The organism is Streptomyces sp. NRRL B-24484 (assembly GCF_000717715.1).
Taxonomy (GTDB): domain Bacteria; phylum Actinomycetota; class Actinomycetes; order Streptomycetales; family Streptomycetaceae; genus Kitasatospora.
The window spans coordinates 184,094-206,110 of record NZ_JOAI01000006.1; the positions used below are offsets into that span (position 1 = coordinate 184,094).

Here is a 22,017-nt window from a genome sequence, read left to right on the forward strand (position 1 = left end):
TCTGCGGGCCGCCGACCGGACGATCCGTGGACACCCGGGCGCCCGAGGCTGGCCGCATGAGAGTCATCGTCGTAGGAGCCGGGGTGCTCGGCACCATGCACGCCTGGCACGCCGTCGAGCGCGGCCACGAGGTCGTCCACCTGGAGCGCGAGGCGGAGGCCCGCGGCGCCTCCGTCCGCAACTTCGGCCTGATCTGGGTCGGTGGTCGCGCCTCCGGTGAGGAGCTCGCCACCGCGCAGCGCGCCCGCGAGCTGTGGCAGCGGATCGGCGAGCGCGTTCCCGGCCTGCACTTCCGGGCCAACGGCTCGCTCACCGCGCTGCGCACCGAGGCGGAACTCGCCGTCGCCGAGGAGGTGGTGAAGGGCGAGGAGGCCGCCGCACGCGGATTCCGGCTGCTCGACGCCGCCGAGGCCCGGGCCGTCAACCCGGCCCTGCGCGGCAACCACCTCGGCGCCCTGCACTGCACCCGCGACGCCGCGGTCGAACCCCGCGCCGCCCAGCCCGCGCTGCGCGCCGCCCTGGAGGCCACCGGCCGCTACACCTTCCTCCCCGGCCGCGAGGTCCGCGAGGTGATCGGCGGCTCCGCCGTCCGCGACGACCACGGCCGGGTGCACGCCGGCGACCTCGTCCTGCTCTGCACGGGCGCCTGGACGGGCGGCCTCGTCCGCGAACTCGCCCCCGAGCTGCCCGTCCGCCGGGTCCGGCTGCAGATGATGCAGACCGACCCGCTGGACGAGCCGCTGACCACCTCCGTCGCCGACGGCGACAGCTTCCGCTACTACCCCGCCTACGCGGGCACCGCCCTGGACGCCCTGAAGGCCGTCCAGCCGCAGGGCGAGACCGCCGCCGAGCACCGGATGCAGCTGCTCATGGTCCAGCGCACCGACGGCGGGCTCACCATCGGCGACACCCACGAGTACGAGCAGCCGTTCGGCTTCGACACCGTCGAGGAGCCGTACGAGCACTTCACCGCCGTCGCCGAGGAGCTGCTCGGCCGGCCGCTGCCGCGGATCCGCCGCCGCTGGGCTGGCGTCTACGCCCAGTGCCTCGACTCCACCCGCGTCGTCCACCGCGAGCGGATCCGCGACGGCGTCTGGCTGGTCACCGGGCCCGGCGGCCGCGGCATGACCTGCTCCCCGGCCATCGCCGAGACCACCGCCGACCTCGCCGAGCTGTAAGCCGAGCCGTAAGGAACACCCCGCATGAGCACCGACATCCGCCTCGTCGTCCTCGACATGGCCGGCACCACCGTCGCCGACGGCGGCCTGGTCGAGCAGGCCTTCCGCGCCGCCGCGGCCGACCTCGGCGTCGCCGACGGCAGCGCCGAGCACGCCCGCATGCTCGACCACGTCCGCGCCACCATGGGCGAGTCCAAGATCTCCGTCTTCCGGCACCTCTTCGGCGACGAGGACCGCGCCCGGCGGGCCAACCGCTCCTTCGAGGCCGCGTACCACGACCTCGTCGACGCCGGGCACTGCACCCCGCTGCCCGGTGCCGCCGAGGCGATCGGGCGGCTGCGCCGAGCCGGCCTGACGACCGTCCTCACCACCGGCTTCTCCCGTGCCACCCAGGACCGGATCCTCGCGGCGCTCGGCTGGCAGGACCTCGCCGACCTCACCCTCTGCCCCGCCGACGCCGGCCGCGGCCGCCCCTACCCGGACATGGTGCTGACCGCGCTGCTGCGCACCGGCACCGACTCCGTCCGGCAGATCGCCGTCGCCGGGGACACCGGCTACGACATGCTGACCGGCACCCGGGCCGGCGCCGCCGTCGTCGCCGGCGTCCTCACCGGCGCCCACGAGGAGCAGCGGCTGCGCGCGGACGGCGCCACCCACGTGCTGGCCTCGGTCGCCGACCTGCCGGAGCTGCTCGGCGCCTGACGGCGGGCCGGGGGAGCCTCAGGCCGCCTTCAGCCGGGCCACCACGCGGGCCCGCTGGTCGAGGTGGGCGACCGCCCGGTTGCCCAGGTGCGGGCGCAGCCCGCTGCGCAGTGCGCCGAAGTGCTCGTCGCCGCGGACGCTGCTGATCCCGGTGTAGTCGTCCAGGAAGGACGACCAGGTCGCGGCGGCCGCCTCGACGTGGCCGTGCTCCATCTGGCGGCGGGCCAGCAGGCCGAGGCCGTGGACCCGGCCCTGCCGCTCGGCCCGCGGCCGGACCCGGTTGGAGGTCTGCAGCGCCGAGATCGAGCCCGGCAGGTCGCCCAGCTCGTACAGCACGTGCGCGAGGTGGAACTGGTACGCCGCCAGGTCGTAGCCGCCGACCGCGTCGTTGCGGCCGTCCGCCCTGGAGAGCGCCGCCTCGGTCTCGGAGAGCCGGGCGAAGGCCTGCCGCCGGTCCTTCACCATCGCCGCCCCGTGCGCCTGCTGGCCGCGCAGGAAGGCGGTGAGCCGGGGGCCGGCGGCGGGCGCGGCCTGCGCCGCAGAGTCCGCGTACTCCAGGGCGCGCGGCCCGTGGCCCAGGCTGGACGCCTGCAGCGACATGCCGCGCAGCGTCCGGCAGTACGTCACGTGGTCGCCGGCCTGGTCGGCGAGGCGCAGCGCCTGCACGTAGTACGACTGGCCGAGGCCCTGCGCGAGCTCGTAGACCGCGGACCAGCCGGCCAGGTACGTCAGGTCCGCGGCGGCGGAGAGCATCCCGCCCTTCGACCGGTCGCTGCCGGCGGCCTGCAGCCACGGGCCGACGCTGTTCACCAGGAAACTCGCCATCATCGGGCGGGCGTGCGCCGCGCCGAGTTCGTCCAGGATGCCGGCCAGCCGGTCGGTCATCGTCCGGACGGTGGCCACCTCGCCGTCGCCGATCCGCACCGTGCGGCCCGCGGCCGCCCGGTCGATCCGCTCGGCGGCCTCGCCGAAGCCGGGCACCGCCAGCGCCGCCGAGTACAGCCCGGCGGCGAGCACGCTCCGGCGGGACGGGTCCATGTCGGCCCGGCCGAGCGCCACCAGCCCGCTCACCGGATCGGTGGCCTCGCGGTCGCCGAGCCCGGTCTCCTCGGCCGCCACCGGCCGGCCCAGCCGCCGCGCGAACGCCTCCCGCACGACCCCGGCGACCTCCGCACGCGGCCGCGACCCGGCCAGCCAGTGCGACACCGTGGTCTTGTCGTACGTGAGTCTGAGCCCCGCCTCCGCGCCGGTGCGGCGGACCGCCCGGGCGAGCTGGTCGTTGCCCCAGTCCGCCTCGCGCATCAGCGCGGCGAGAGCGGCGTTCGGTGTACGCGTGCGTCGTCCCATGTCGGCCTCGACTCGTGTTCAACCGGTTCAACCCTGTCCACAGCATGGACTGTTCTCTCCTGTGGAGTAAACGAGTTGACTGAACGTGAGCCGTTGGAGGGACTGGATCCGACGGCTCCCTGCGGCCTGCCCCGGTTTCCCCCCACCGGCGGCAGGCCGTGTCCCCCGCCGTCCCGGGAGAGCAGGAGCGACCCATGACGACCGCCGCGAGGTCATCGACCGCCGTGACGCGCCAGGCTCCGCCCGCCGCGGCCGAACTGCCGTGCGAGGAACGGTCGGCGCAGCTCGCCCGCGGGCTGGTCCGGGCCCGCCTCGACCACCTCGGGCTGGCCGCCCTCGTCGAGGACGCCGAACTGGTGGTCTCCGAGCTGGTCGGCAACAGCGTCCGGCACTGCGGCGGCCGGCGGATCCGGGTCACCGTCCGACGCCGGCTCGACGGCCGGGTCCGGATCAGCGTCGAGGACGCCTGCCGCACCCCGCCGACGCTGCTCACCGCCGCCGAGGACGACGAGTGCCACCGCGGGCTCGCCCTGGTCGACACGCTGGCGGACCGCTGGGGGACGGCGCCGACGGCGGGCGGGAAGGTGACCTGGGCCGACCTGCGCTGACCTGCGCCGACGTCCCGCGCCGAGGTCCCGGGCGTCCGCGGTGTGTCGCCCGGACGGCGTGCGTGGCTCGAACGGGGATCGGGACGCGGCCGTCTAGCGTGAGGGGGCGGCCGGACCGGGCCGCTACCGAGGAGGGCGCCCGTGTCGTCGCATGCCCGCTGGTTGATCGTCTCCCTGGTGATGCTGATGGCGGCCTGCGCGACCGCGCCGCGGACCGGTGCCGGGCAGTCCTCCGCGGCCGCGCGGCCGCAGTCGCCCTCCGCTCCGGGAACGGGGAGCGCCCGGGTGAGCCCGTCGCAACCGCCCTCGTCCGGGTCCGCCGACTCGGCGGAGCCCACCTGGCGGACGCTGACGCCCCCGGCGTCCGGGCCGGTGACCGACGAGCAGCTGGCCGGGCAGCGGATCGTGTACTCCTACCCGGGCCCGGTCGTCCCCGAGTCAGTGCTGGCGGCGGTCCGCGGCGGGCGGGCCGCCGGGGTGATCTTCTTCGCGGAGAACATCCCCGACACCGCCACCCTGCGGACGGCGGTGGAGCGGCTGCGCGAGGCGCAGGGGCAGAGCCCGGTGACGGCGCCGCTGCTGCTGATGACCGACCAGGAGGGCGGCAAGGTGCGGCGGCTGCCCGGTGCCCCGGAGCTGTCCGCGCGGGAGGTCGGCGAGTCGGCGGACGCGGTGGCGGTGGCCGCCCGCACCGGCGCGGAGGCGGGGAAGAACCTCGCCGCCGCCGGGCTGAACGTCAACCTCGCGCCGGTGCTGGACGTGTACGGGACGCCCGGCAACTTCATCGACGCCAAGCACCGCTCCTACGGACAGGACCCGGCGGCGGTCGCCGATCTGGCGGCGGCCTTCGCGGTGGCCCAGCGGCAGGAGGGGGTGGCGGCGACCGTCAAGCACTTCCCCGGGCTGGGCACGGCGCCGGCCGGGATGAACACCGACGCCGGCCCGGTGAGCCTGCCGGTGCCGCTGGAGCGCCTGCGATCGGTGGAGGAGGCGCCCTACCGGGCGGCGCTGGCCGTCGGGGTGCCGCTGGTGATGCTCTCCTGGGCGGTCTACCCGGCGCTGGACGCCGAGCGGCCCGCCGGGCTCTCGCCGACCGTGGTGCAGGGGGAGCTGCGCGAGCGGCTGGGCTTCCGCGGGGTGACGGTGACGGACGCGCTGGAGGCCGGGGCGCTCAACGGCTTCGGCGGCACCGGCGAGCGGGCGGTGGCGGCCGCCGCGGCCGGGATGGACCTGGTGCTCTGCTCCGCGCGCGACGCCCGGCAGGGCGACCTCGCGGCGCAGGCACTGGCCGGCGCACTGGCCGACGGCCGGCTGGACCGGGTCGGCTTCACCACCGCCACCGCCCGGATCGCCACCCTGCGGGGCGCCCTTCACTAGGGCGTTCCTTCACGTGCACACGAGGTGACCCCGCGCGCCCCTGAGGGCCTGCTCCGGGTCAGAGCCAGCCCCGTTGGGCGGCTTTGATGCCGGCTTCGAAGCGGCTGGTGGCGTTGAGGCGTTCCATGATGGAGGCCATGTGGCGGCCGACGGTGCGGGAGGAGATGCCGAGGCGCTGACCCGCGGTGTCGTCGGTGGCTCCGGTGCCGAGCAGGCGCAGCAGTTCGCGTTCGTTGGGGGTGAGGCCGGTCGCCGGGTCCGCGGGGCTGGTGGCGCCGAGGGGGACGGCGGTGTTCCAGGCCTGTTCGAACAGGTCGAGCAGGGCGTGGAGGATGCCGGGTTCGGTGATGTGGAGGGCGCCCTTGCGGTTGTCGGCGGGGTCGATGGGGACGAGGGCCTGGCTGCGGTCGGTGATGATCAGGCGCTGGGGGACGGCGGGGGCGGTGCGCACCTCGCTTCCCCGGCCCAGCAGCCAGTGCGCGTAGGCGGTGACGTGCGGCTGGTGGCGGGTGGCGTCCTGGTAGAGGGTGCGCATGGTGACGCCGCGGGCGAGGACCTCGTTGTCGGAGGGGCGTGAGGCGTCGAGGTCCTCGGGGCGCTGGTTGCCCGGTTGGCTGCTGAGGACCTCGGTCGTGGTGGAGCGGCCCATCTGTTCGAGGCGGGCGTGGATGGCGTCCATGCCGAGCAGCCGTTCGCCGTGGGAGGCGCGGTGTTCGGCGCGTTCGGCGACCATGCGGGTGACGGCGGCGCGGGAGGCGGCGAGGGCGGCCTGGCGGGCGGCGAGGTCGGCCTCCTGGCGGGCGACCATGTCGGCGAGTCCGATCGCGGGGTCGATGGCCCGCATCTGCCCCGGGTGGTCGGCCGAGGCTCGGACGAGCATGAGTTCGCCGAGTTCGTCGAGGCAGCCGTGGACCTGGACGGCCGTCAGCGTGCAGCGGGCGGCCAGTTCGTCCACGCCGTCGGCAGGGTGGTCGAGCATGGCCCGGTAGACGGCGGTGGCGGCGGCCGACAGGCCCAGTGCCTCCAACATGAGATCCCCCCGGATCGATGGTTCAGGCGCCGCGGTGGCGGCAGAACGGCATCCTCGCAGCCCGGCCACGCCCTTTCAAGATCAATTGGTGGCCTTTCGTCGCAGGTCAGGGGATATGTCGCCTGATTCCGTCCTGTGTCGCATCGCCCCCGATCGACCGTCGTGCCGATGTCCGGCAGGCCGTCCGGGACGGGAATCTGACTGACGTGGACATGGCTGCATGTCCGGAGTCGGACTGGCCGGTTGGCGACACCCGGAAGCCCTTCCGGTGGCTTCCGCGAGCGACGAAGCTAGTGATCGCCGCCAGGACGACAGGCCGGGCGGCAGCCGGACGGAGCGTCAACCGCGGGACGCGCCGACGGACTTGCCCGTACAGATTCGAACGCCGAAGGACTCCGCCATGATCCGCACCCGTATCGCCCAGGCCGCCGCGGTCGCCGCCATCGCCCTGACCGCCCTGGCCGTCGCTCCCACCACTCCGGCCGGCGCCACCGCCGCCACCGCCGCCGCGCAGACCGGCGTGCGGACCTCCGACAGCCTCGGCTGGGGCGGCTGATCCCACCCCATGGACATCGTCTACGCCAGCCTGCGCCGCAGGTGCCCCGGGCCGGTTCCGCCCGGTGAGGCGGCCGAGGTCCTCGCCGCCCTGTGGGCGCACGCCCGGCCCGACGACGGCCTCCAGCACGTCTCCGCCCGCATCGAGGACGACCGGGTCGACCTCCTGCTCTACCTCCTCACCCGCACCCCCGGCCCCGCCGACGCGGACGCAGGCCCCGCCCGTGCCCGTGCGCTGATGGACCGGAGCCACCTGGCCTCACCCCTGCTGCGCCGCCGGTACCTGCCACCGGCACCCGCTCCGGCGACCGCCCGACCCGCCCTGCCCTGAACCGGCGGGCCACCGGCCTCCGCCCCGGCGGGTCCACCGCGGCGCACCCGTGGCCGTGACCGCTGTTCCTGCAGGACAGCCGTCCCCGCCCCGGCCCTCCGGCCGGTGCCCACGGGCCGCCCCACCCCCTTCCGATCGTCCAACGGCACCGCGGCGCGTCCCGCCGTGCCCGCTGCACCCCGCACAGCGCCGACGGCCCCGCCGCCCGGCCGTCGTGCCGCCCGGCCGGTGTCCGGCCGCGTGCACCCCCTTCGACTTTTCTTCCACGACCCGTCAGGAGTTCTCCCATGTCCTTGCGTTCCCGCCGCATCGCCGCCAAGTCCTCGGCCACCCTGCTCGCCTCCGCCGCGATGGTGGGCGGTCTGCTGGTGCCGTCCGCCCACGCCGACACCAACACCATCGTGAGCGTCGCCAACGCCAACCTGGGCAAGAAGGCGTGCTCGACCAACAGCACCGGCGGGACGGGCTACTACTCCAGCTGCACCGGCGCCAACGGCGCTCCGGAGGCGTGGTGCGCGGACTTCGCCAAGTGGGTGTGGGCGCGGGCCGGTTACAACGTCTCCGGGCTGACCGCCGGTGCGGGCAGCTTCGGCCGGTACGGGTCGGGGCTGCACTCCACGCCGCAGGTCGGCGACGCCCTGCTCTTCAACTACGACGGCCGCGGCTACGCCGACCACGTCGCCGTCGTGACGGCGGTCGGGAACGGGACCGTCACCACCGTGGGCGGAAACGAGAGCGGCGTCTCGGGCAACTGGTCGGCGACCTCCTCCGTCCACCAGTCCACCCACAGCTCCGCCGTCGGCTCGTACTACGGCAGCCAGCGGATCAGCGGCTACGTCTCCCCGCAGGGCGGCAGCAGCACCCCGCCGCCCTCCGCACCGCCGTCGGCCGCGGCGCCGTCGCTGGGCGCCGAGGGTTCGGTGGTGGCCGAGGACGGGACGCAGTACACCTTCACCCGTGACGCGGCCAACGGCCACCTGCAGGTCACCTACCTGCCTGCAGATCACCTACCTGCCCAAGGGCGGCCAGTGGGCCACCTCCGACCTCACGGACAACGTCGGCACCCCCGTCACCGGAGGCGGCATCAGCAACACGGTCGCCCCCGACGGCACCCTGTACATCTTCAGCCGCGGCTCCATGGACGGCGGCCACCTCAGCGCCACCTACCTCAACAGCGTCGGGGCCTGGGCCACCGCCGACATGAGCGACTACGTCGGCACGCCCGTCTCCGCCGGTGGCGCGCCCTCGGCGTTCGTGCAGAAGGACGGCACGGTCGGTGTGGTGACGGCGAACTCGGCGAACGGCCACGTCTACATGACCTACCTGCCGAACGGCGGGCAGTGGACGGGCGCCGACATGACCACCCTGGCCACCGGCTACGTCGGCACCCCCGCCTCCGCCGGCGGCGCGCCCGCCGCGTTCCTGCAGCCCGACGGCACCATCGGCGTCGTCACCGCCGACTCGGCGAACGGCCACGTCCACATGACCTACCTGCCGAACGGCGGGCAGTGGACCGGCGCCGACATGACCACCCTGGCCGGCACCGCGGTGACCGGCGGCAGCATCAACAACGCCATCGCCCCGGACGGCACCCACTACATCTTCACCGTCGGCTCCACCAACGGCGGCCACCTGAGCGCCACCTACGCCGGCACCTCCTGGGCCACCACCGACATGACCAACCAGGTCGGCACCCCCGCCGCCGGCTGACGGGCCCGCCCGCGCCGGGTGCTCCCGCCCCGCCCACCGGGGCGGGAGCACCCGGCGGCCCAGCCCTGCCGATCGCCGGCCGGAACCGACCCCGACCGGCGCCGCCCGCCGCCGCCGCCACGCCACACCACCGGAGCAGACCGTGACCACCCGCCCCCGCCGCATCCCCGCCCTCGCCCTCGCCGCCGGTCTCCTCGCCTGCGCCGCCCCGGTCCTCGCCGCCGGCGAGGCCTCGGCCGCCTCGGTGAGCACCTGGGACAAGGTCGCCGCCTGCGAGAGCGGCGGCAACTGGGCCATCAACACCGGCAACGGGTACTACGGCGGTCTGCAGTTCTCCCGGAGCACCTGGCTCGCCTACGGCGGCGGCCAGTACGCCGGGTACCCGTACCAGGCGACCAAGCAGCAGCAGATCCTCGTCGGGGAGAAGGTCCTGGCCGGCCAGGGGCAGGGCGCGTGGCCGGTGTGCGGTCCCAAGGCCGGCCTCGGAGCGGACCACGCCGACCCCTACCCGTCGACCACCCCGCCGCCGGCTCCGGCTCCGTCGCTGGGCGCCGAGGGTTCGGTGGTGGCCGAGGACGGGACGCAGTACACCTTCACCCGTGACGCGGCCAACGGCCACCTGCAGGTCACCTACCTGCTCGAACGGCCACCTGCGGATCACCTACCTGCCCAAGGGCGGCAACTGGGCGACGGTCGACCTCAACGGGCAGACCGGCACCCCCGTCACCGGGGGCGGCGTCAGCAACACGGTCGCCCCCGACGGCACCCTGTACATCTTCAGCCGCGGCTCCGCGGACGGCGGCCACCTCAGCGCCACCTACCTCAACAGCGCCGGCACGTGGGCGACGGCCGACATGACCGCCACGGTGGGCACGCCCGTCTCCGCCGGCGGCGCGCCCTCGGCGTTCGTGCAGAAGGACGGCACCGTCGGTGTGGTGACGGCGAACTCGGCGAACGGCCACGTCTACATGACCTACCTGCCGAACGGCGGGCAGTGGACGGGCGCCGACATGACCACCCTGGCCGACCTCACCAACCAGGCCGGTACCCCCGCCTCGGCCGGCGGCGCGCCCGCCGCGTTCCTGCAGCCCGACGGCACGGTCGGCGTCGTCACGGCCGACTCGGCCGACGGCCACGTCCACATGACCTACCTGCCGAACGGCGGGCAGTGGACCGGCGCCGACATGACCGCCCTGGCCGGCACGCCGGTGACCGGCGGCAGCATCGGCAACGCCATCGCCCCCGACGGCACCCACTACATCTTCACCGTCGGCTCCACCAACGGCGGCCACCTCAGCGCCACCTACGCCGGCACCTCCTGGGCCACCACCGACATGACCGGCTACGTCGGCACCCCCGCCGCCGGCTGACCCGCGGACGAGGGGCGGTGCGCACCCATGGGTGCGCACCGCCCCTTCGCCGTCCCCGGGTCCCGCGGGCGGGACGTCAGTGCAGGGTGCCCGCGTACCTCCGCAGGAAGCGGGTGCCGGTGCCGGCGGTCACCACGACGTCGTAGCGGCCCTGGTCGAGCGGCCAGTCGACGGTGGTGGCCGAGCCGGGGGCTACCCAGACCGTGCGCGCGGTGCCCGCGTAGTCGTTCGGCGTCAGCGTGAACGAGCACTCGGTGCGGCCGTCGTTGGCGAGCCGCAGCGCGATGGTGCCGGTGCCGGCGTCGGCGGTCACGGAGGGCACGGCGACGTCGTCCTGCGGGGCGCGCACCACCGTCCCGGCGAAGCGGCGGACGAAGCCGTCCGGGCCGTGCACGGTGAAGTCGTAGCGGCCGTCGGTGGTGGCGGCGTCCCAGGTGTACGTGCGGCTCCCGCCGGCCGGGACGGTGTACGGGGTGCCGGCGAACGGCAGCGCGATGTTCGGGTAGACGGTGTACGGGAAGGCCACCGTGCCGGAGTTGGCCAGCGTGCAGGTGACCGCGCCGGTGCCGCGGTCGACCGCGGCGTCCGCCCACGGCCGGTACGGCAGCCTCCGGTGCGGACGGCTGCCCGGCTCCTGGGCGGGCATCGCCTGGGCGCCGGTCGCGGGCAGCTTGACCGCGGGCAGCTTGGCGCCGGCGTCGGCCTTGGCCATCAGGGCGACGGTGTCCGGCAGCGCGGGGATGCTGAAGTCCGGTGCGGTGAAGTCGAGGCAGCTGGTGAGGTCGCCGCAGACCGCCCGCCGCCAGGCGGAGATGTTCGGCTCCTGGACGCCGGTCACCAGCTCCAGGAAGCGCAGCACCGAGGTGTGGTCGAAGACCTGCGAGTTCACCCAGCCGCCGCGCGACCAGGGCGAGGCCACCCAGAGCGGCACCCGGTTGCCGAGGCCGATCGCCCGGCCCTGGGTGTACTCCTCCGCCGTGCCCGGCTCCGGGGTGGGCGGCACGACGTGGTCGAAGTAGCCGTCGTTCTCGTCGTACATCACCAGGAAGACGGTGTGCTGCCAGACCGCCGGGTTCGACATCAGCGACTGCAGCGCGGTGTTGACCCAGTGGGCGCCGTAGTCCGGGCTGGCGCTGGGGTGTTCGCAGAACAGGTAGGGCGCGACCAGCCAGGAGACGGTGGGCAGGGTGCCGTCCTTGCAGTGCTGGTCGAAGGCGGTCAGGTCCCACTTCGTCATCGCGTTCACGTACCGCGGGTCGGCGGCGGGGAAGGCGTGGAACTGCTTGAAGTAGGAGAGCGCGTTGTCGTCGTAGTCGCCGGTGCGGTCGTCCTTGCTCGGGTTGTGGTAGACCCGCCAGCTCACCCCGGCGGTCTGCAGCCGCTCGGCGTAGGTCGTCCAGTCCGCGACGGGGTTGTCGGTGACCGGGGTGTTGTCGATCCACGGGCCGGTGGTGCCGTCCCGGCCGGGGCCGGCGGTGCCCGTCCACAGGTAGAGCCGGTTGGGGTCGGTCGGGCCGGCCATCGAGCAGAAGTAGGCGTCGCAGAGCGTGAAGGCGTCGGCCAGCGCGTACTGGTAGGGGATGTCCTCGCGGGTGAAGTAGCCCATGGCGCGCTCGCCCTTGGCGGCGATCCACTTGTTCATCGCGCCGCCGTTGATGGCCTGGTGGCCGGTGGCCCAGTCGTGGGCGAGGCCGCCGGCGTTCTGCGCGTTGTACTTGGTGGTGTCCATCCGGAACGGCAGCATCGCGCCGCCGTCGCTGCGGCCCGCGTCGGGCTGGCGGAAGACGTCGGTGCCGTCCGGGAACTGCAGGGCCTGCCTGTCGGCGAAGCCGCGGACGCCGTTCAGGGTGCCGAAGTAGTGGTCGAAGGAGCGGTTCTCCTGCATGAGGATCACCACGTGCTGCACGTCGGCGACCGAAGCGGCCGCCCGGGCGGCGGTGGCGGGCAGGCCGACGGCGGCGGCCGCGCCGGTGGCCGCCGTCGCGGCGACGAAGCTGCGGCGGCTGAGCTGGGGGGTCATGGCACGGCCTCTCAGAGGGTGAAGGTGGCGACGGCGGCGGCGGTGTCGCTCGGCCAGCCGTTGGCGGCGGCGTTCGGCTCGGCCTGCGGCCAGCCGGTGGCGAGGGTGTGCGCCTCGACGAGGGTCAGCGCGCCCGCGAACTGGACCTGGTCGATCCGGTCCTGGGGCTCCGGCTTGCCGCCGCGCACCGCCCGGGTCGGCGACCAGGTGTTCCCGGGGGAGGCGACCGGGTCGGGGTGCGCACTGCGGTGGGCGTCGGTCAGGCCCGCGTCCCGCAGGGCCGTGGTGACCGGCCAGGCGAGCGCCGGGCGGCCGCCCTGGCCCGTCCAGTCCAGGTGCGAGGGCGAGGCGAGGTCGGCGGCGAGCACCACCCGCTGACCGACGGCGATGTCGGCCTGCACCGCGGCGGCCAGCGCGACGGCCTGCCTGCCGCGGGTGGAGGCGGCCTCGGCGGCCTGCACCTGGGCGGCGCCCTGCCCGTCCTGGACCGCGTACGGGCCGTAGTCGGCCTCGTCCAGGTGCGCGGCCCAGAAGCGGACGGTCCGGCCGCCCGGCAGCTGCACGGTCGCGCCGGCGGCGGGCAGCGCGGCGGTCGGCGCGGTGACGGCGGTCAGCGGCCAGCGGCTGAGGATGCCCACGCTGCCGGAGCTCTGGTAGGCGTACCAGCCCAGGGCGGTCGCCAGGGACTGCGCGGCGGTGCCGGCGGTCTCCTGCAGCGCGACCACGTCCAGGCCCTGGGTGAGTACGGCCGCCAGCTGCTTCTCCACCGCGTCGGTGAACGCCGCACCGGCGTTCGCCAGGTTCCAGCTCGCCGCCTTGAGGGTGAGCTGCCCGGCCGGGTCGCGGACCGGGACCTGCACGGTCACCGTGTCGGTCGCACCCGCCGGGTCCTTGATGCCGACGGTCACCACCGCGGGGTGCGCCTGGGCGGCGGGCGCGGTGCCGCTCACCGTGCCGTCGGCGGCCACCGACAGCCAGGAGTCGCCGGAGACCTTCCGGTACACGGCGGTGCCGGTGCCCTTCGTCCACAGGCCGGCCAGCTTCACCGAGACGGCCGCGCCGGGCGCCGCCTGAGCCGTCGTCAGGGAGTCCACCACGGCGTGCGGCCGGGGCGCCGCCGGCTTCGGGCGGAAGGTGAACGGCGCGGTCTGCGCCAGGATTCCGTAGCCGTCCTTCGCCAGCAGGTACGCGGTGTACGGGCCGCCGGTCAGCGCCGAGGTGTCCAGCTGGACGTCCCCGGAGGCGCCGGGCGTGTACTTCCACAGCAGCGAGGAGCCAGTGCCCGGCTGCCGGGTGCCGTCGTAGATCCCCACCCAGTTCTTCGGGTCCGGGGAGCCGGTCGTCCAGTGGAAGGTGATCCGGTCGCCCTCGGTCGGGTTCGCCGGCGTCGCGATGACGAGCGTCGAGCCTGTCGCCACGGAAGTCCTGTCCGCCGCACCGCCCTTGGCGCAGCTGGTTCGAGTTGGCTGAACAACTCGGACCATTGACCCGGCCCCCGGCGGCCCCCGCGTGAACGCGACATGACGCCCCGTCGGGCGAACCGCGAACCCTGCCCCGAACCGGCGGGTCACAAGGCACCGGCCGGTCGGGGCGTCAGTGGCCGCCGCGGAGGTTGATGACGACGACGCCCGTGATGACCAGGGCGATGCCCAGCCACTGGAGGCGGCCCAGGGGTTCGGCGAAGAAGGTGGCGCCGATCGCGGCGACGGCCGCCGTGCCGGCGCCGGACCAGACGGCGTAGGCCACCGAGACGGGGATGTGCTTCAGGGCGCGGCCGAGCAGCAGGAAGGAGAGCACGTAGCCCAGGGCCACCCCGATGCTCGGCCACAGCCGGCTGAAGCCGTCGGTGAGTTTGAGCAGGCTGGTGGCGCAGACCTCGCTGGCGATGGCGAGCGCGAGCAGCAGGTACGGCATCAGGCCGGCCGGGCGGCGGCGAGCGCGTGCAGCAGGGCCACGTCCGCCTCTTCGAGGCTGTCGAGCAGGGTGATCCGGCCGTGCGCGGCGATCGGCACGGTGGACGGCACGGCGAGCACCGCGCAGCCCGCCGCCGCGGCGGAGGCCACCCCGGCCGGGCTGTCCTCGACGGCGACGCAGGCGGCCGGGTCGAGCCCGAGGCGGGCGGCGGCGGCGAGGTACGGGTCGGGGTCGGGCTTGGTGCGCTCGGTGTCCTCGGCGGCGAGGGTGGTGGTGAACCAGCGGTCGCCGATCGCGCCCAGCACCAGGTCGACGACGCGCCGCGGCGAGGCGGAGACCAGCGCCGTGGGCACCTCGGCGGTGCGCAGTGCGGCGAGCAGGTCGAGGGCGCCGGGCCGCGGGACGACCTCCGCCGCGACCTTGCCGGCGAACGCCCGGTTGAGCTGCTCGACGAGCTCGGTCTCGGCCCGGTCGGTGCCGCTCGCCCGGTGCAGGTGGGCGGCGGTGTGCTCGGCGGCCCGGCCGAGCACGTGCGGGAGGTCGGAGTCGTCGAGGGAGAGGCCGAGCTCGGCCGCGGTCTCCGCGGCGGCCTGCCACCAGAGCGGCTCGGTGTCGACGAGCGTGCCGTCCATGTCGAAGAGGACGGCGGCGGGGGTGTGCGGCATGGGTGAACCTTACGCAGTCGGATGGTCGTAAGGGGCACGGGGCGCTGCGCGGTCCGGGACCGGTGCCGGGGCGACACGGGTCGAGCCCTCCGCTGTGCGCAGGTCCCCGCGCCCCCGGGGCCGCTCTAGCGGCGGCGGTCGACGAGGACGGGGCGGTCGGGCAGGACGAGGTGGGCGCGGCTGCCGGGCGGCAGCGCGGCGGCCGCCTCGGTGGCCAGGTCGGCCTTGACCTCGGTGCCGTCGGCGAGCCGGACGGTGAGCCGGGTGACCGCGCCGAGGAAGGAGGCGCCGGTGACCTGGGCGGGGCCGTCCGCGTCGGGGCGGAGCACGACGTTCTCGGGTCGGACGAGCACCTCCAGCGGGCCGTCCGCGGGCAGCGCGCCGTCGACGGGGTACGTCCGGCCGAGCAGCGCGACGCCGGCGCCGGCGCGCTCGCAGGGGATGCGGCTCATGGTGCCGACGAACTCGGCGACGAAGGCGGTGGCCGGGCGGGCGTACAGCTCGGCGGGCGCCGCGCACTGCTCCAGGCGGCCGGCCCGCAGCACCGCGACCCGGTCGGCCATCGAGAGCGCCTCCTCCTGGTCGTGGGTCACGAACAGGGTGGTGATGCCGAGTTCGCGCTGCAGCCGGCGGATCTCCTCGCGCAGGGTGAGCCGGACCTTCGCGTCCAGGGCCGACAGCGGCTCGTCCAGCAGCAGCACGCGCGGGGTGAGGGCGAGGGCGCGGGCGAGCGCGATCCGCTGCTGCTGGCCGCCGGAGAGCTGGTGCGGGTAGCGGGCGGCGTGCTGCGGCAGGCCGACGAGTTCCAGCAGTTCCTGGGCGTGGGCGCGGCGTTCGGCCTTGCCGGTGCCGCGCATCCGCATCCCGAAGGCGACGTTGTCGAGTGCGGTCAGGTGCGGGAAGAGGCTGTACGACTGGAAGACCATGCCGGCGTCGCGGCGGTGCGCGGGGATGCCGGTGACGGGCTTGCCGTCGACGAGGACCTCGCCGGCGTCGTGGGTCTCGAAGCCGGCCAGGATGCGCAGTGCGGTGGTCTTGCCGCAGCCGGACGGGCCGAGCAGGGCGAGGAGTTCACCGGGGCGGACGTCCAGGTCGAGGCCGTCCAGGGCGGTGGTGGCGCCGAACGCGCGGCGCAGGCCGCGGAACTCGACGGTGGCACCGCCCGCGGCGGTCGCGGCGGGCAGGGTGTGCGGGGCGGCGGTGCTCATGCGGGGTCTCCGGGTCAGGAACGGGCGGGTGCGGGGCGGCGCTCGCGGCCGGCGGCGGCGAGCAGGAGCAGCAGCACCCAGGTGATCAGCAGGCTGAGCACGGACACCGCGACGGACATCTGGCCCTGGCTGTTGCCCACCGAGTACACCCAGACCGCGAAGGGCTGGTAGCCGAGGATGGAGGCGGCGGTGAACTCGCCGAGCACCAGGGCCAGGGTGAGGAAGGCGGCGTTCAGCAGGGCGCCGCGCAGGTTCGGCAGGACGACGGTGACGACGGCGCGCGGCCAGCTCGCGCCGCAGCTGCGGGCGGCCTCGACCAGGGTGCGGACGTCGACGGCGCGCAGCCCCGCGTCGAGGGCGCGGTAGGCGAGCGGCAGCGACATCAGCACGTAGGCGATCACCAGGACGAGCGGGAACTCGGGCTGCTGGACGAACACGACCGTCTGGAAGAACGGCGTGTCCATCAGGTGGTCCGGGCCCCAGCGCAGCACGCCGATCAGGCCGGCGGTGAAGGCGACCGGCGGCACCACCAGCGGCAGGGTGCAGACCACTTCGAGCACGGCCCGCATCCGGGCGGTGCCGAGCCGGGCGGCGATCAGCGCCGGGACGAGCAGCACCAGCAGCACCACCACGGTGGCGGCGGCGAGTTCGAGGGTGAGCAGCAGCGCGTCGGTGAAGCCGGGGGCGCTCAGCAGGCCGGTGTAGGCGTCGAACTGCACGCCGCCGTTGGGGTCGTCGACCGAGAACCAGACCGAGGCGGCCATCGGGACGAGGAAGTACAGGCCGGCGACGAGCAGCACGGCCCCGCGCCACGGGCGCGGGCGCCGGCCGCCGACGGCCTTCGGGGTCAGCTCAGCCATCGGGCGCTCCGGCGCTGGAGGGGCAGGTAGACGGCCATCACCAGCACGGCGACGACGATCATGTCGAGGCTGAGGGCGAGGGCGAGGTTGCCCTGGCCGACCAGGACGTTGCCGGAGAGCGCGTCGGCGATCGACCGGCTGATCAGGGGCACCGTCGCGCCGACCATCGCGGCGGCGGTGGCGTACGCGGCGAAGGCGCTGCCGAACAGCAGCACGTAGCCGCCGAGCAGCGAGGGCAGCAGGATCGGCAGGGCGACGTGCCGCCAGTACTGCAGGGCGGTGGCCCGGTTGTTGGCGGCGGCCTCGCGCCACTGCCGGCGCAGTCCGTCCAGGGCCGGGGTGATGGTGAGCACCATCAGCGGCACCAGGAAGTACAGGTAGGCGACGGTCAGGCCGGTGAAGCCGTAGAGCGTCCAGCCGTGCTCGGTGAGGTGGAACAGCTTGGTGACCTCGCCGGCGTTGCCGAGAGTGGCGACGAAGGCGAAGGCGAGCGGCAGGCCGCCGAAGTTGGCGAGCACGCCGGAGGCGGTCAGCACCGCCTCGCGGACGGCGCGGAAGCGCGAGGTCACCACGGCCTGGGCCAGCGGCAGGCCGACCACGGTGCCGATCAGGGCGGTGAGCGCGGAGAGCCTGACGCTGCTCAGCAGGGCCGTCCAGTAGGCGCCCTGCACCGAGTCGGTGACGTTGGCGGTGGTGAACGAGCCGGCGCCGGCCTCGGCGTCGGAGGAGAGCGTGAACGCGCCGGTGGCGATGGCGATCGCGGGCAGGCCGAAGCCGATCGCGAAGAACGCCAGCAGCGGCAGCGCGGCCAGCCAGGCTCCGCCGCGCAGGCGGCGGGCCCGGGGGGCGGGCGGGGGAGTCGCGGGCCCGGCGGCCACGGCGCCCGGGCCGCCGCTGGGGTCAGCGGCGGCCGGGGCCGGCACCGGGGTGGGAGCCGTGGTCATGGTGTCGATCAGCCCGCGATCGCCTTGGTCCAGTTCTCGGTCACGACCTTCTTCGCGGCCGTGATCTGGTCCTGGGTCGGGAAGGTGGTGAAGGGCTTCTCGACGGTCGGCAGCTTGGCGGCCGCGGCGGTGTCGAGGGTGCCGTCCTTCTTCATCGCGTCGAACAGCGCCGGGGTGGCGTAGCCGCCCAGGTAGAGGTTCTGGCCCTCGGCGCTGAACAGGTACTCCTGCCACAGGCGGGCGGCCGCCGGGTGCGGGGCGAACTTGTTGACACCCTGGTTGTAGTACTGGGCGTAGGAGCCGTCCGAGGGGACGGAGACCTGCCAGTCGATGCCCTTGCCCTTGAACTCGTCGGTGTAGCCGGCGTTCAGGTAGGACCAGTCGATCGAGATCGGGGTCTCGCCCTTCTCGACGGTGGCCGGGGTCGACTCGACCGGGTTGAAGTTGCCGGACTGCTTCAGCTTGGCGAAGAAGTCGATGCCGGGCTGGACGTCGTCAAGCGAGCCGCCGTTGGCGAGCGCCGCCGCGTACACGCCGCCGAAGGCCGAACCCGACTTGGTGGGGTTGCCGTTCAGCGCGACCTTGCCCTTGTACTCGGGCTTCAGCAGGTCGGCGAAGGTCTTCGGGCAGGTGCCGACGCGCTTGGCGTCGCAGCCGATCGAGATGTAGCCGCCGTAGTCGTTGACCCGCAGGCCGGCCGGGTCCTTCATGGTGTCGGCGATCTTGTCGAAGCCCGCGACCTTGTACGGGGCGAGCAGCCCGTCCTTGGCGGCCTGCAGGGCGAAGGCGCTGCCGAGGTCGACCACGTCGGGGGCGCGGTCCTGGCCCTTGCGGGAGGTGATCGCGTTGATCTCGTCCTGGCTGGAGCCGTCCGGGTTCTCCTCCTCGACCTGGATGCCGTACTTGGCCTTGAAGCCCTCGAGGATCTTGCCGTAGTTCGCCCAGTCGTGGGGCAGCGTGATGACGTGCAGCTTCCCCTCCTTCTTGGCGGCGGCGACCAGGGCGTCCATGCCGCCGAGGTCGGCGGCGGAGGCGGCGTCCTTGGCGGCCTTGGCGCCCGCCGCGGGCTTGCCGGCGTCGCCGGAGGCCGCGGAGGAGCCCGCGGAGCCGCAGGCGGACAGGGAGAGCGCGGCGGCGGTCAGCACGGCCGCGAAGGCGGCGGCACGGGCGCGGTGCACGGTCACGGATGGTTCTCCAGGGTGAGGGGCGCTGCTGCGGGATTCGCTCGGGGAGGCGCCGTCGGGCCGGCCAAGTTGGCCAGCCAACTTTCGGCGACGCCGGTAAGTACGCCGGAGGGCGGTGACGGGAAGGTGAACGGACGCCCCAGTGCAGGGGGCGGCTGCGGGAACGGTGGAGACCGGCCCGCCGATCGGTGATCGACAACGGTTACAGTCGGTGCCGTCCGCCCCGTGCCGAATGCGGCGGACACCTGCCAGGAAGGACCACACCGCCGTGCCAGCAGACCCGGACCGCGCAACCGGCGCCCTCTACCGCACGGTGGCCGCCGACCTCCGCGAGGCGATCACCGCCGGCCGCTACGGCGAGGCCGGCCGCCTCCCCGCCGAGGGCGCCCTCGCCGAGCGGTACGGCGTCTCGCGCGGCACCGTCCGTCAGGCGCTCGCCCTGCTGCGCGCCGACGGCCTCGTCACCTCCCGCCGCGGCACCCGCCGCGTGGTGCTCGGCACCGCCCGCGTGCAGAGCTTCTCCGAACTGCTCAGCTTCACCCACTGGGCCCGCTCCATGGGCGAGGAGCCCGGCGGCCGGCTGGAGTCGCTCGTCCGCCGCCCCGCCGACGCCACCGAGTGCGAGCTGCTCCGCCTGGAGCCCGGCTCGGAGGTCTACGTGACCCTCCGTCTGCGCACCCTCTCCGGCACGCCGGTGATGGTCGAACGCACCGTCTACCCGCCGCGGGTCGGCGAGATCGTCGCCGAACTGCCCGCCGACGCCGTCTCGCACACCGAGCCGCTGCGCGAGCACGGCATCCTCTTCACCGACGCCGACCACACCATCGACGTGGTCGCCGCCAACACCGAGGACGCCCGCCTGCTCGGCTGCCGCCGCGGCAGCCCGCTGCTCCGCGAGAAGCGCCGCACCACCGACCCCACCGGCACGCCCGTCGAGTGGTCCCAGGACCGCTACCTGCCCGGCACGGTGGCCTTCTCCATCCACAACTCCCTGGCCTCCTCCGCCCTCTCCCGCCACGCCCGCGACGGCGACTGACCGCAGCCGCACCCCCCCGCCGGGCCGTCCGTGGCACTCGGCCGGGTCTCCTTCGGCTGACGACCCGTCGTGAGATCCCGGGCCGTCGTGACGGCCCGGCGGTCGCTGCCGTCCGCGGTCGGCCGGGCGTGCGAGAGGCGGGTTGAAACCTCGTCAGGCATCACCCGTTCGGGTCGAGTGTGCGGCGACTCGGGTGGTGGGGCTCGCCCGGACGGCCGCGGGTTGGTGCACTCGTGCTGCACGGTTCGTCGGGGCCGGTGCGCGAGGGAGGGGAACCCCATGGCACGGACCGGACCGATCGGCCGGGCGGAGCGGCTGCTCCGGCGGGCGGCCACGCTGGCGCTCGCCTGTGCGGCGGCCACCGCGGCGGCCCCGCCCGTCCCGGTCGCCGGCCCGGACGGCCCGGGAGGCCCGGCCGGCCGGGCCGTCCCGGGCCCGGCCGCCGCACCCGGCTGGCACGCCGTCCGGCCGGCGCCCGCCGCGCGCAACCAGGAGCTCCGCTCGGTCGCCGCGCTCGGGCCGGACGCGGTCTGGGCGGTCGGCTACGAGGAGAGCCAGGCCGCCGGCGCCCCGCTGGTCGAACGGTACGACGGGCGGGTCTGGCGCCGGCTGCGGGTGCCCGGGCACCGCGGTGCGGGCAGCCTGGAGGCCGTGCTGCCGTTCGGGCCGGGCGACGTCTGGACGGTCGGCAGCCGCAGCGACCCGGCGGCCGGCGAGGACCGCGGTCTCGCCCTGCACTGGGACGGCCGCGCCTGGCGCGAGGTCCCGCTGGGCCCCGAGCCCGCCGACCGGTCGGTGCACCCGCTGGCGCTCGCCGCCGGCGGTCCGCACGACCTGTGGGCGGTCGGCGCCACCGCGCAGGACCGCACCACCGCCCCCCGCCCGCTGGCGCTGCACTGGGACGGCTCGGCCTGGCGCACCGTCCCCACGCCCGGGACGGAGGGCGACGCCCTGCTGCTCGGCGCGGCCGCCGACCGGGCGGGCGGCCTGTGGGCGGTGGGCGTCGCCTACGACCCGGACGGAACCGGCCGACCCCTCACCGAGCACTGGGACGGCCGTTCCTGGCGCATCGTCGACGCTCCCGGCGAGGACGGCCTCAGCACCACCCTGGAGTCGGTCGCGGTGCTCGCCCCCGACGACGCGTGGGCGGTCGGCTCCGCCACCGACGAGGACGGCCCGGCCCGGCCGTACCTGCTGCACTGGGACGGCCGGGGTTGGCAGCCGGCCGACCCGCCCGCCGAGGCCGAGGGGCAGCTGCACGCGGTGGCCGCCGCCCCCGACGGCACCCTCTGGGCGGCCGGCGAACAGCCCGGCGCCGCCGTTCCCGCCTTCACCCTCCGGTACCGCGACGGCGCCTGGACGTACCACCCGGCCGACCCGGCGGCCGCGGGCGCCTCGTTCTTCTCGGTCGCCCCCGTCCCCGGCGGCGGCGCCCTGTGGGCGGTCGGCTCCACCCAGCCGCAGCTCCAGGACGCCTGGCACCCGGTCGTGGAGTCGTACACCCCGTGACGGCGGCGGGCCGCCGTGGCACAGTGACCGGATGCTGCTGCCCCCCGAGAACGCCCGCTTCGTCACGGGCCCGGTGCCCCCGCTGCTGCTGCTCGGTGCGGCGACCTTCCACACCGCGCTGCCCGCGCTGAGCGAGGGCCCCGACGGGCGACTGCCGGTCTGCGCGGGGTGGACGCTCGTGCCGAGCCTGATCATGTGCGTGGTCGACGGGCCGGGCGGGGCCGGCTGCGTGATCCCGACGCTCACCGCACCGGGCGACCCGGAGGAGGCCGCGCACATCGACGCCTGGTGCGCCGAGGTGGCGGAGGCCGGCGGAGCCGTGGTGGTCTCCCTCGACGCGATGCCCGAGCAGGTGGACCTGGCCGAGGTGTTCGGCGGGGACGCCGCCCGGGGCGGGTTCGTCGCGCTCGCGGCGGTCGCCTGACACCTGCTTCCCCGCCCTGGCCGCAGCGGCCCGTGGGTAGAGTGC

Annotated in this window: 22 protein-coding genes and 2 pseudogenes; 13 read left to right on the forward strand and 11 right to left on the reverse strand. The window is 75.1% G+C overall.

The genetic code is table 11. The annotated features are described in order from the left end of the window. Positions 1 to 56 precede the first annotated feature (56 nt). Together IE98_RS0108125 and IE98_RS0108130 are read left to right on the forward strand one after the other, a co-directional pair. Complete coding sequence (locus IE98_RS0108125) at positions 57 to 1,178, forward strand: TIGR03364 family FAD-dependent oxidoreductase (RefSeq protein ID WP_030266549.1); 1,122 nt, start codon at positions 57 to 59, stop codon at positions 1,176 to 1,178. Between the two features lie 24 nt (positions 1,179 to 1,202). Continuing rightward, positions 1,203 to 1,880, forward strand: a complete 678-nt coding sequence (locus IE98_RS0108130; protein WP_030266553.1) for a phosphonatase-like hydrolase — start codon at positions 1,203 to 1,205, stop codon at positions 1,878 to 1,880. 18 nt (positions 1,881 to 1,898) lie between these two features. Here IE98_RS0108130 and IE98_RS0108135 read toward each other — a convergent pair whose 3' ends face one another. Next, a complete protein-coding gene (locus tag IE98_RS0108135; protein ID WP_030266556.1) occupies positions 1,899 to 3,227 on the reverse strand; it encodes a hypothetical protein in 1,329 nt (442 codons plus the stop codon). 194 nt (positions 3,228 to 3,421) lie between these two features. Here IE98_RS0108135 and IE98_RS0108140 point away from each other — a divergent pair, with 194 nt between their 5' ends. Together IE98_RS0108140 and IE98_RS0108145 are read left to right on the forward strand one after the other, a co-directional pair. Next, on the forward strand, positions 3,422 to 3,835 hold the full coding sequence (locus IE98_RS0108140) for an ATP-binding protein (RefSeq protein WP_030266559.1): 414 nt from the start codon (positions 3,422 to 3,424) through the stop codon (positions 3,833 to 3,835). A gap of 141 nt (positions 3,836 to 3,976) precedes the next feature. Next, positions 3,977 to 5,212 (forward strand): glycoside hydrolase family 3 N-terminal domain-containing protein, encoded by a 1,236-nt coding sequence (locus IE98_RS0108145; protein WP_234443450.1) that lies wholly within the window; start codon positions 3,977 to 3,979, stop codon positions 5,210 to 5,212. 58 nt (positions 5,213 to 5,270) lie between these two features. Here the strand turns inward: IE98_RS0108145 and IE98_RS0108150 are convergent, their stop codons facing one another. Further along, the gene (locus IE98_RS0108150) at positions 5,271 to 6,242 is read right to left on the reverse strand and encodes a helix-turn-helix transcriptional regulator (RefSeq protein WP_030266564.1); all 972 of its coding nucleotides are present in this window, start codon (positions 6,240 to 6,242) and stop codon (positions 5,271 to 5,273) included. Positions 6,243 to 6,642: 400 nt separating this feature from the next. Here IE98_RS0108150 and IE98_RS48940 point away from each other — a divergent pair, with 400 nt between their 5' ends. From IE98_RS48940 to IE98_RS50625, 3 genes and pseudogenes are all read left to right on the forward strand, one after another. Beyond that, positions 6,643 to 6,798: a hypothetical protein gene (locus IE98_RS48940; protein WP_159400851.1), complete on the forward strand. Its 156-nt coding sequence runs from the start codon at positions 6,643 to 6,645 to the stop codon at positions 6,796 to 6,798. Between the two features lie 9 nt (positions 6,799 to 6,807). Continuing rightward, complete coding sequence (locus IE98_RS44340) at positions 6,808 to 7,128, forward strand: hypothetical protein (protein WP_052390268.1); 321 nt, start codon at positions 6,808 to 6,810, stop codon at positions 7,126 to 7,128. A gap of 350 nt (positions 7,129 to 7,478) precedes the next feature. Next, a pseudogene (locus IE98_RS50625) lies at positions 7,479 to 7,847 on the forward strand (CHAP domain-containing protein); the annotation flags it as partial. A 113-nt stretch (positions 7,848 to 7,960) separates the two neighbouring features. On the opposite strand, the gene IE98_RS48945 reads toward IE98_RS50625, so the two are convergent. Next, a complete protein-coding gene (locus IE98_RS48945) occupies positions 7,961 to 8,098 on the reverse strand; it encodes a hypothetical protein (protein ID WP_159400852.1) in 138 nt (45 codons plus the stop codon). Here IE98_RS48945 and IE98_RS0108170 point away from each other — a divergent pair. The 3 genes and pseudogenes from IE98_RS0108170 (at position 8,086) to IE98_RS0108180 (ending at position 10,208) form a co-directional block, all read left to right on the forward strand. Then, positions 8,086 to 8,838, forward strand: coding sequence for a hypothetical protein (locus tag IE98_RS0108170; RefSeq protein WP_030266567.1), 753 nt, complete (start codon positions 8,086 to 8,088; stop codon positions 8,836 to 8,838). The genes IE98_RS48945 and IE98_RS0108170 overlap by 13 nt on opposite strands. Positions 8,839 to 9,082: 244 nt before the next feature. Next, positions 9,083 to 9,244: pseudogene (locus IE98_RS52510) on the forward strand (transglycosylase family protein); the annotation flags it as partial. 193 nt (positions 9,245 to 9,437) lie between these two features. Next, entirely contained in the window at positions 9,438 to 10,208 is a 771-nt protein-coding gene (locus IE98_RS0108180; protein WP_030266569.1) for a hypothetical protein, read from the forward strand. 76 nt (positions 10,209 to 10,284) lie between these two features. Here IE98_RS0108180 and IE98_RS0108185 read toward each other — a convergent pair whose 3' ends face one another. The 8 genes from IE98_RS0108185 to IE98_RS0108220 form a co-directional block, all read right to left on the reverse strand. Beyond that, complete coding sequence (locus tag IE98_RS0108185; protein WP_030266572.1) at positions 10,285 to 12,228, reverse strand: phosphocholine-specific phospholipase C; 1,944 nt, start codon at positions 12,226 to 12,228, stop codon at positions 10,285 to 10,287. An 11-nt stretch (positions 12,229 to 12,239) separates the two neighbouring features. After that, positions 12,240 to 13,646, reverse strand: a complete 1,407-nt coding sequence (locus tag IE98_RS0108190; protein ID WP_030266575.1) for an endonuclease/exonuclease/phosphatase family protein — start codon at positions 13,644 to 13,646, stop codon at positions 12,240 to 12,242. A gap of 175 nt (positions 13,647 to 13,821) precedes the next feature. Further along, positions 13,822 to 14,142 (reverse strand): DMT family transporter, encoded by a 321-nt coding sequence (locus IE98_RS0108195; RefSeq protein ID WP_030266578.1) that lies wholly within the window; start codon positions 14,140 to 14,142, stop codon positions 13,822 to 13,824. Continuing rightward, positions 14,142 to 14,807: an HAD family hydrolase gene (locus IE98_RS0108200; protein WP_030266580.1), complete on the reverse strand. Its 666-nt coding sequence runs from the start codon at positions 14,805 to 14,807 to the stop codon at positions 14,142 to 14,144. The genes IE98_RS0108195 and IE98_RS0108200 overlap by 1 nt, the downstream gene beginning before the upstream one ends. Before the next feature lie 125 nt (positions 14,808 to 14,932). Beyond that, positions 14,933 to 16,015, reverse strand: a complete 1,083-nt coding sequence (locus tag IE98_RS0108205) for an ABC transporter ATP-binding protein (RefSeq protein WP_052390269.1) — start codon at positions 16,013 to 16,015, stop codon at positions 14,933 to 14,935. Positions 16,016 to 16,029: 14 nt separating this feature from the next. Continuing rightward, on the reverse strand, positions 16,030 to 16,875 hold the full coding sequence (locus IE98_RS0108210; protein WP_030266588.1) for an ABC transporter permease subunit: 846 nt from the start codon (positions 16,873 to 16,875) through the stop codon (positions 16,030 to 16,032). Beyond that, positions 16,863 to 17,819 (reverse strand): ABC transporter permease, encoded by a 957-nt coding sequence (locus tag IE98_RS0108215; protein ID WP_078660847.1) that lies wholly within the window; start codon positions 17,817 to 17,819, stop codon positions 16,863 to 16,865. The genes IE98_RS0108210 and IE98_RS0108215 overlap by 13 nt, the downstream gene beginning before the upstream one ends. Positions 17,820 to 17,827: 8 nt before the next feature. Further along, positions 17,828 to 19,003, reverse strand: coding sequence for an ABC transporter substrate-binding protein (locus IE98_RS0108220; RefSeq protein ID WP_030266594.1), 1,176 nt, complete (start codon positions 19,001 to 19,003; stop codon positions 17,828 to 17,830). 268 nt (positions 19,004 to 19,271) lie between these two features. Between IE98_RS0108220 and IE98_RS0108225 the strand changes: the two genes are divergently transcribed. The 3 genes from IE98_RS0108225 (at position 19,272) to IE98_RS0108235 (ending at position 21,972) form a co-directional block, all read left to right on the forward strand. Continuing rightward, the gene (locus IE98_RS0108225) at positions 19,272 to 20,039 is read left to right on the forward strand and encodes a GntR family transcriptional regulator (protein ID WP_030266597.1); all 768 of its coding nucleotides are present in this window, start codon (positions 19,272 to 19,274) and stop codon (positions 20,037 to 20,039) included. A gap of 279 nt (positions 20,040 to 20,318) precedes the next feature. After that, positions 20,319 to 21,548 (forward strand): hypothetical protein, encoded by a 1,230-nt coding sequence (locus IE98_RS0108230; RefSeq protein WP_159400853.1) that lies wholly within the window; start codon positions 20,319 to 20,321, stop codon positions 21,546 to 21,548. Positions 21,549 to 21,579: 31 nt separating this feature from the next. After that, entirely contained in the window at positions 21,580 to 21,972 is a 393-nt protein-coding gene (locus tag IE98_RS0108235; RefSeq protein WP_030266604.1) for a hypothetical protein, read from the forward strand. Positions 21,973 to 22,017: the final 45 nt, after the last annotated feature.